This is a genomic window from Sulfuricurvum sp., from assembly GCF_049277495.1.
Taxonomy (GTDB): Bacteria; Campylobacterota; Campylobacteria; order Campylobacterales; family Sulfurimonadaceae; genus Sulfuricurvum.
Genome location: NZ_JBASYM010000046.1, coordinates 1 through 8330, shown reverse-complemented (window position 1 = coordinate 8330; position 8330 = coordinate 1). Strand labels below are relative to the sequence as shown.

The 8330-nt window shown below is 36.7% G+C and carries 11 protein-coding genes and 1 pseudogene; 6 read left to right on the top strand and 6 right to left on the bottom strand.

The features are described from left to right. Positions 1–183 precede the first annotated feature (183 nt). Together WAO38_RS08520 and WAO38_RS08515 are read right to left on the bottom strand one after the other, a co-directional pair. The gene (locus WAO38_RS08520) at positions 184–1773 is read right to left on the bottom strand and encodes an MDR family MFS transporter (protein WP_373023369.1); all 1590 of its coding nucleotides are present in this window, start codon (positions 1771–1773) and stop codon (positions 184–186) included. Then, positions 1773–2813, bottom strand: a complete 1041-nt coding sequence (locus WAO38_RS08515; RefSeq protein ID WP_299992528.1) for an HlyD family secretion protein — start codon at positions 2811–2813, stop codon at positions 1773–1775. The genes WAO38_RS08520 and WAO38_RS08515 overlap by 1 nt, the downstream gene beginning before the upstream one ends. A gap of 123 nt (positions 2814–2936) precedes the next feature. Here WAO38_RS08515 and WAO38_RS08510 point away from each other — a divergent pair, with 123 nt between their 5' ends. From WAO38_RS08510 to WAO38_RS08485, 6 genes and pseudogenes are all read left to right on the top strand, one after another. Further along, complete coding sequence (locus tag WAO38_RS08510) at positions 2937–3521, top strand: TetR/AcrR family transcriptional regulator (RefSeq protein ID WP_299992530.1); 585 nt, start codon at positions 2937–2939, stop codon at positions 3519–3521. A 207-nt stretch (positions 3522–3728) separates the two neighbouring features. After that, positions 3729–4397: pseudogene (locus WAO38_RS08505) on the top strand (methyl-accepting chemotaxis protein); the annotation flags it as partial. Between the two features lie 90 nt (positions 4398–4487). Next, the gene (locus tag WAO38_RS08500) at positions 4488–4850 is read left to right on the top strand and encodes a CZB domain-containing protein (protein ID WP_299992538.1); all 363 of its coding nucleotides are present in this window, start codon (positions 4488–4490) and stop codon (positions 4848–4850) included. Positions 4851–4957: 107 nt separating this feature from the next. Then, positions 4958–5878: a PAS domain S-box protein gene (locus tag WAO38_RS08495; RefSeq protein ID WP_422236184.1), complete on the top strand. Its 921-nt coding sequence runs from the start codon at positions 4958–4960 to the stop codon at positions 5876–5878. A 30-nt stretch (positions 5879–5908) separates the two neighbouring features. Continuing rightward, entirely contained in the window at positions 5909–6133 is a 225-nt protein-coding gene (locus WAO38_RS08490; RefSeq protein WP_366141204.1) for a PAS domain S-box protein, read from the top strand. A gap of 10 nt (positions 6134–6143) precedes the next feature. Next, positions 6144–6995, top strand: a complete 852-nt coding sequence (locus tag WAO38_RS08485; RefSeq protein ID WP_299992533.1) for a sensor domain-containing diguanylate cyclase — start codon at positions 6144–6146, stop codon at positions 6993–6995. On the opposite strand, the gene WAO38_RS08480 is transcribed toward WAO38_RS08485, so the two are convergent. The 4 genes from WAO38_RS08480 to WAO38_RS08465 form a co-directional block, all read right to left on the bottom strand. Continuing rightward, a complete protein-coding gene (locus tag WAO38_RS08480) occupies positions 6988–7122 on the bottom strand; it encodes a winged helix-turn-helix domain-containing protein (RefSeq protein ID WP_422236186.1) in 135 nt (44 codons plus the stop codon). The two genes, WAO38_RS08485 and WAO38_RS08480, sit on opposite strands and share 8 nt — an antisense overlap. Before the next feature lie 62 nt (positions 7123–7184). Beyond that, on the bottom strand, positions 7185–7328 hold the full coding sequence (locus WAO38_RS08475) for a hypothetical protein (RefSeq protein ID WP_299992535.1): 144 nt from the start codon (positions 7326–7328) through the stop codon (positions 7185–7187). 244 nt (positions 7329–7572) lie between these two features. Next, on the bottom strand, positions 7573–7716 hold the full coding sequence (locus WAO38_RS08470; protein WP_299992537.1) for a hypothetical protein: 144 nt from the start codon (positions 7714–7716) through the stop codon (positions 7573–7575). A 53-nt stretch (positions 7717–7769) separates the two neighbouring features. Beyond that, positions 7770–7991, bottom strand: coding sequence for a hypothetical protein (locus WAO38_RS08465; RefSeq protein ID WP_373023371.1), 222 nt, complete (start codon positions 7989–7991; stop codon positions 7770–7772). Between the last annotated feature and the right edge of the window lie 339 nt (positions 7992–8330).

Sequence of the window (8330 nt, the reverse complement as noted above, 5' to 3'; positions counted from 1 at the left end):
CAAGATGAGTTTTATTCATTTGAAAAGGATAGCCTATTTTGTGTTAAATACGTTATAAGTTTAGAGACCTGTGTAGCTATATTTTCTCTTTTATGCTTTATTTGTTAGCACCTTCGAGCCACCTAAGTAACGTTGGCGCGCTATTTGAATCATATTTAGTTGTGATTTTACCGCCTCCATCTCTTATGAGTTTTGTAATTTTGCAACTGGACGCAACAGCATAAGTAACGGTATAACTGCGATTGTGAGCACCATCATCAATTGATAATCATCGATATACGCGATCATAGCTGCTTGCTTTGTAATCATATGATTTAGACGACTCATTCCAACAAGAGTATTTGGATCAATATTAAGAGAAATAAATGCCGGATTTTGCAGATTGTATGGTGTGATATGCTCGACAATACTGGAGTGCACGATTTGGGTATTTCGAGTCAGCAGCGTTTCTACGGCGGATATGCCTATAGCACTGCCAAGATTACGCAGGAGATTAAACAAAGCAGTCCCCTCGTTTCTTAATGATACAGGAAGCGTACTAAATGCGATAGTAGAGAGCGGCACATAAACCAGTCCCACTCCAAACCCCTGGGTAATTCCAGAAATAATCACCAGATTCTCATTCATCAATAAATTAAAATTTGTCATCTGCCACAAAGAAAATGCTGTCAACCCTAATCCAATTGAAATAATTATCCTAACATCAAAAATACCCATTAACCTTCCAACAACCATCATTCCGATCATTGTACCTATACCTCTTGGTGCCAGAACTATTCCGCTGATAATGGAAGGATAGCCCATTTCATTTTGAAGCATCGGCGGGATAAGTGCCAAGGTAGCAAAAAGTACAACCCCGATTATAAAAATAAATATATTTGCTGTAACAAAATTACGGTCTGCAAACAAAGATGGACTTAAAAATGGACGCGAATATGTAAATGAATGTACAAGGAAATAATAAAATGCCACGCATGCGAGCATAGCTTCGATAATTATTTCATTGGAATTAAACCAATCTTTCAACTCTCCGCGATCAAGAAACATCTGTAATGCAAAAATAGAAAGTGCAAGTGTAATAAAACCAAAAAAATCAAATTTGCTGAAAAGTTTTTTTGTCTCTTCCATTGAAGTGGAAAGGATCAAAAATGCTATCACACCAATTGGAACATTAATAAAAAAAACCCAGCGCCAGCTATAGTCCTGCGTAAGCCATCCACCAAGAAGAGGACCTAAAATTGGACCAAGCGTCACCCCTACTCCCCAAATTGACATAGCTTTTCCATGTTGTTCAGGTGGATTGATATCAAATAAAACTGCTTGAGAGAGCGGAACCAATGCCGCTCCAGAAATTCCTTGTAAAAGACGAAATAACACGATCTCAGGCAAACTTTCCGATAAACCACATAACGCAGAAGTCACAGTAAATCCTACGATTGATATCAGAAAAACTTTTTTTCGTCCGAATCGACCAGCCAGCCATCCGGTAAGTGGAATCATAATGGCTGCTGCAATAATATAAGAGGTAAGAACCCAACCCATCTGATCTTGAGTAGCTGAAAGTGCTCCTTGCATTTGGGGCAAAGCCACATTGGCAATCGTGGAATCAAGAGATTGCATAATAGTTGCAGCCATAATTCCAAAAGTAATCAAAGGACGATTTATATCTGCTTTTGAATTCTCCTTATGAGGAGGATGGGGATATGTCGAACCTTCGCCAAGTTCTTCTATAACTTCCTCAAGTGGAGTGTGGAGTGATGGATGCTCAGCCATTATAAGAAATCTTTTATCCGACTATGATGTGTGTCAACCTCTACTACAGTGCTCAACCCAGAATGCAACGGACGATTACTGTCCAGATTATTAATTTTAATTTGTACAGGTAAACGTTGTACGACCTTAACCCAGTTACCAGACGCATTTTCTGCCGGCAATAAAGAAAAACTTGATCCCGTTCCAGAACTGAAACTTTCCACACTGCCATAAAATGTTTTATCAGGGTATGCATCAACCTCTATTTTTGCTTTTTGGCCTGCACACATATAAGCAAGCTCTGTCTCTTTAAAATTTGCTTCCACCCAGACTATATTTTGTGACATAAGAGAAAATAATGCAGATGCCGCATTGATGTAACTCCCGGGCTGTAGTTGATCTACTTTTGAAACTATGCCATCCATCGGTGCTTTTGTAACAGTATAGGAGAGGTTGAGCTTAGCTTGTTCCAACTCAGCCCGAGCTTGTTGTACGGTCGGATGATTATCGATATTTATTGTTAGATTATTGCCCAATAATGAACTGATATTGTTTTGTTCTTCTTTTAATGCATGTAGCTTTTCAATCGCTGTATCAAAATTATGCTGTGCGGAATCCAGTTTCGCTTGGGATGATGCTCCACTCAAAAACAAATTTTTCTGACGTTTAAGCTCATTTGTCTCATAGGCTAGTGTCGCTTCGGCGGAAAGCACATCAGCTTTTCGTTGTTTGTATGTTGCTTCCAATGCCTCAATCTGTAGCTTGGCATTTGCCAATTTAGCTTTTGCATCAACAATAGCAATTTTATATTCACGGTCATCAAGCTCAAAAAGAGGATCGCCTTTATGCACTTGCTGATTTTCTTTGACAAAAATTTTTATTACACGTCCTGAAATATTAGAGCTTATATTTACTCGGGCAGCCTTTACATACGCATCATCAGTGGAAACAAAACGCCCTCCCCTCAAATAAAAAACTACCGAAACGATTATCAAGACAATAGCACCTCCCGAAAACATATATTTACGGATTCTAGCCTTATTTTTTATTTGATTTTTCATATATTTCCCAACAGTATAAATACAATTCAATTTTATGAATTATATTCATTTTACATTAAACACATTCTTAATATAGAAACTTGTGTATAATTTGCCCATATGTTAAGTATGGAGATATAAATTGTGAAAAATATCGTCAAGAAAAAAGTTCAAGAATTTAAAAAAAACACAATACTAGAAGAGGTTTCAATATATTTCGAAGAAAAAGGGTATAACAACGCAACCATTCAAGATATCTCACAACATATCGGGATATCTGTTGGCTCATTATATAAACTCTTTACCTCTAAAGAGGAACTTTATTACGCTTATATTGCACATCAGAGAAAACTTTTTTATACCCATTTAGAGAATATGTGCCGTGATAAAGATTCATTGACTTCTCTTAAGCTATTTGTTACCTATAAATTTGAAGCATTTCGAAATAAAAAAATGGCTTTTTTAGATCCGATCTTGGGTGACCCGCTCTATTTAGTAAAGCTCAATATGTCCAATGCAAATCCCCTGCTTTCAAATATAAAAATTTTAGAAAACTGGTTTAAAGATATTTGTATAAAAGAAAATCTCAAAGAAACAGACTCTTTAAAGCTAGCCTATCTTTTTAACGCAACAATCAACGGTTACGTTGAGTATTGGCTTAATGGTGGCTTACTTCCTGAAAACGTTGAGGAAATAATTAACCACTTTATAAGTAGTTTTAAAGATTAATATATACAAAACACGATTAGTTGCCATCATTATTAAAAGCATAGGTGTTGCACTTATGACTTGAATTGGCGAGTTATTTAAAGTTTAATATATATATATATAATACATTACTACCCAAGATTGATTGATTTGTTTTTAAACAATCTCGAAGAATGTTTAGAGATATGGGATCGATATATCGATTAAACTTAAAAAGGAAAAATATACATGTTTTTTGGTAATAAAAAGGCTCAGTTTTTAAAAATTGAAGCAGAGTTAAAAAATGAAATTAAAAGTTTAAATGACGACAATCACCGTTTAAATGATGAAAATCAGCAGTTGAAACAAGAGGTTTCCAAATTAAAGAATAATGCTGTGATGTTTGATCTTATCCAGCATCTTACAGAAAACCTTACCGGTGCGTGTCAAACAGATTTATCACTGCTTCAAAAAGACCTTGCGGATAATGTAAGTAATTTAGAAGATATGGAGTCTCTTAATAAAAACAATCGAAACAATGCGATTGAAATAAATGAAGATATTGGTGAAATCCTTGAAATTCAACAACAGTTAGTCAGTAATATTACAGATAATTACGGTTCCGTTGGTCAATTAAATGATGGCGTTGGTTCTATTGGTCAAGTAATTGACCTCATTAAAGATATTTCCGATCAGACCAATCTGCTTGCGCTGAATGCGGCTATTGAAGCGGCACGTGCAGGAGAACACGGACGAGGGTTTGCCGTTGTCGCCGATGAAGTACGAAAACTTGCAGAACGTACCCAAAAAGCGACAGCAGAGGTCGCAATGAGTGTTCAAAGCCTCAAGCAAAACGCTATGGAAATACATGAGCGCTCAAGCATTATGGAAACTATTTCAAGTAATTCAACACAGAAACTTGAACAATTCCGTTCTACGCTAATAGCTTTAGGTAATAGAGCAGAAGAAATTGAGACTGATTCAACAAATGTGCTCTACTCTGTCTTTATGGTTTTAGTTAAACTAGATCACTTGCTTTTCAAAGCAAAAGGATATAAAAGCGTATTTAGTAACAAAGTGGATGAAGAGTTTGTGGATCATCACCATTGTCGTCTCGGCAAATGGGCTGAAGGTGGAAAAGGCTCCCAAATTTTCGGGAATACCCCTAGTTTTAGAAAACTCGAATCTCCACACAAATCAGTGCATGATAATATCATTGCGGCTGTTAATTGTGTTAAAGCTAATACTTGTGGACAAGAATCCAAAAACGTTATGACTTATTTTAAAGATGCTGAAAAAGGTAGTCGTGAAGTTATTGATACCCTTAATTCTATGTTAGTTGAAGAGCGAGCAAAAAGAGCGAGCAAGTAAAAATTTACTTGAAGATAAATAATCAAAGTGATAAGCTACAATGTGTAACATTGGACATTGGTCTATATTCTAGTGTGCTGGGTTATATGTGAAAAGAAATTTTTTATTTGTATAATGTAACAATTATTAATCTTGGAAGGAATTATGTTGACTGCATGCAAGCAAGATCATTCGAGTACAGAGAGAGAGAGAGAGAGAGAGAGAGAGAGAGAGAGAGAGAGACGGCGCGCGAGCAAAAACTGTTTCAAAACTATCGAGAAGCCGTTGATCGAAGTGTAATAGTCTCAAAAACCGACAAATGTGGATTTATTACCTATGCAAATGAAAAATTTTGTAAAATATCCGGCTACACGGCTGAAGAGCTGATTGGGCGGCCTCATAATATTATTCGACATCCCGACATGCCTCAAGAAGTATTCAAAGGGCTTTGGGAAACTATTTTAAATGGTCAATCATGGGAAGGTGTTGTAAAAAACCGTAATAAAAATGGAAGTTCGTATTGGGTTCATACGGTTATTAATCCTATTTTTGACATCGATGGTAATATTTCTGAGTTTATCGCCATACGCCACGATGTTACTGAACTCGAAGAATACAAATTATTTTTAAAACATGAGCTGGATACAACCAGCAAAAATCTTGAAGAAAAAGTTCACTATACTGCACAGTACGAAGAAGCTATCAATTCAACAACCGCAATATTAAAAACCAGCACCAATAATATTATTACGTATGCAAATGAAAGATTTGCGATTGTTGCGTATACCCATTATGAAAAATACGATGGCAGTGGATATCCGAGAGGATTAAAAGGGGAAGATATTCCGATCTATGGTCGTATCACCGCCATCGCTGATGTATTCGATGCTTTAGGCCATAATCGGGTCTATAAAAAAGCGTGGGATATGGAAGATATATTGGATTTATTTAGAACAGAACGTGCAAAACATATTGATCCGAAAATGGTTGATTTGTTTTTTGAACATTTGGATCAATTTTTATCCATTCGTGAAAATATGCAAGATTGAAAATAATAACACTATATAAAGGAAAAAAACATGGAACATACCCTTAATAATACTGATTTTTTGGTATCACAAACCGATTCAAAAGGGAAAATTCTTTTTGCCAATGAAGACTTTTGCAAAATAGCCGGATACACGCTTGAAGAGTTGATAGGACAACCACACAATATGGATGAAATGATGAGTTTGACTCAGTATGTTGGAGCTGTAGATGGTAAGATGGGTGAATTGCTTCACACTATGGATCGATTAACGTAAAAGAGTCTTAATGGGAATTAAACGCAGACATTTTAATCAATACATTTCTTTACTAGAAAAACATGTATCGACTTCTATTACTGATGTAGATGGAGTTATCGTTTATGTCAGTGAAGCATTTTGTAATCTGACGGGTTATACCGAATTAGAACTTATTGGTAAAAAACATAATTTACTTCGACATCCTGATGTAGCAGATGAAATATATCGAAATTTATGGACGATGATCACAGAAGGTAAGCCTTGGCATGGGCGTATTAAAAATCTTAAAAAAAATAAAGATTTTTATTGGGTAGATGCTTATATAGAACCGATTTTTGATGATGGAGCTATTATTGGTTATCAAGCGGTACGGCAAAATATTACCAATGAAATATTATTTAAAGCATTAACAAAAATCGATGTATTGACAGGGCTTTATAACCGTAACTCCATCGAAGAATTTGCCCAATTGTTTATTGATGAAGCACAACGATATCAAACCTCTTTTTCTATCATTATGGTAGATTTAGATGACTTTAAACATATTAATGATACCTACGGTCACCCAGTGGGTGATGAAGTATTGAAAAAATTATCGGTCATATTTCAAGATTTGATTCGTTCAAGTGACCGTATTGGACGATGGGGAGGAGAAGAGTTTATTATTCTCTGCCCGCAAACGACGTATTTACAAGCAAAAGAGTTGGCTGAACGGTTACGTCTTGGATTTTCTTCACACGAATTTAAAAATATCGGTTATAAAACAGCTAGCTTTGGAGTCGCTTTGTTTGAAGATGAAGATACCATTGAAAGTTTAATAGTTAAAGCGGATAATGCATTATACGACTCCAAGAGACTAGGGAAAAATCGGATTAGTTGATAAGATATCTTTGATTAGAGTCCTCCCATCCATAGAGTTTCTCCTCAAGTTGTCCTTTTGATAGGGGGGCTCCCGGTGTTTGAATCAGTGCCATTAGAACTGCAAATTCTTTAGTAGAAAGTTTGATAATCTAGTGTCGCTTCAAATGTTTTTGGATTTAATATAAGTCCATTATGTTCTATTAACAGTTCAGCTCTTCCGTTTTTCCAACTCCTGATCAATAATCTTACCCTCATATGCTTTAAGGACAATCTTTTGTGCCTCTGGCATTGTAATTTTAGTTTTTTTTGCCAACTCACTGCCGGTATAAGCAAAAGCTGCCGTATGTTTCATAATATAAATCCTTAGTAATTGATTCGCGAACTTTCATTCGCTGGTAAAAGTGTAGAATACGAGTATGAGTTATAACTTAATGGTATCTATGAGATCAGCTTCGACGAGGCAATTGAGTTAGGGAAAACTTTTGAGCGATACGCGATATTCTTTTCTTCTGCTACTCATATCGGCTATTATGAGTGTGCTACCAAAGAAACGATCACCCAAAGAGCATTGGAAAAATAGTATTTAACACTCCGCCCTACTCCAGGATATTTTCCCATACACGACATAACCGTTTGGGCTTCTCTTTAATGTGCAAGGTAGTGCGAAACTCTCCATCGATCATTTTGATACTGGATATCTCATCCATGACACATTCGCCATAGGTGCGCCCTTTGGCCACTTCGGTTTTAATCTGGGGATGAAGTTCTAACTCTTCCCTAGGTTATTTTCACCTTAGTCTCGAATACTATCGGGAAGATTACGATCACGTTTGAGCGCATCAATGGCGGCATCGACAGCCCGTTTGAGTTTGAGTGCCGCTTCGAGCCCTTGTCGGTCTTTGGTGATTTCGAGAGTACCTTCAATCGTTATTATTTCCATACCGTTTTTAATTTGGAGTTCACCGATAGTGAATCCGTCCGTATCGTTTTCATACGCCATAAAAGGTTGCTGCATGGTCTTCCTCTCTTATGGATGTTTAATTAGCGCAATGATAACACACCTCTAAGGCTCAGAAACGATTTATTGCAACACAGAGTTGTTTATTATTCGTTCATCGCTCTGAGGACGCTAAAAAACGATCACGAGAGGATACATTGGAAGCTTCAAGGGTTGTTTGTGCTCTATAGGTCACCGCTATAGCGATTTTGCAAAGCTCAGCTCTTTGGGGGTTGGTTTGGGACACAGCAATCGTTTATTCCCAAAATAGACCCCGCGATAATGGCTGGGCTGAGACGGTATTTATGGCCGTATTCGATATCGGAGTGTTTTTCCTCTGCTATGGCTTGGGCATCG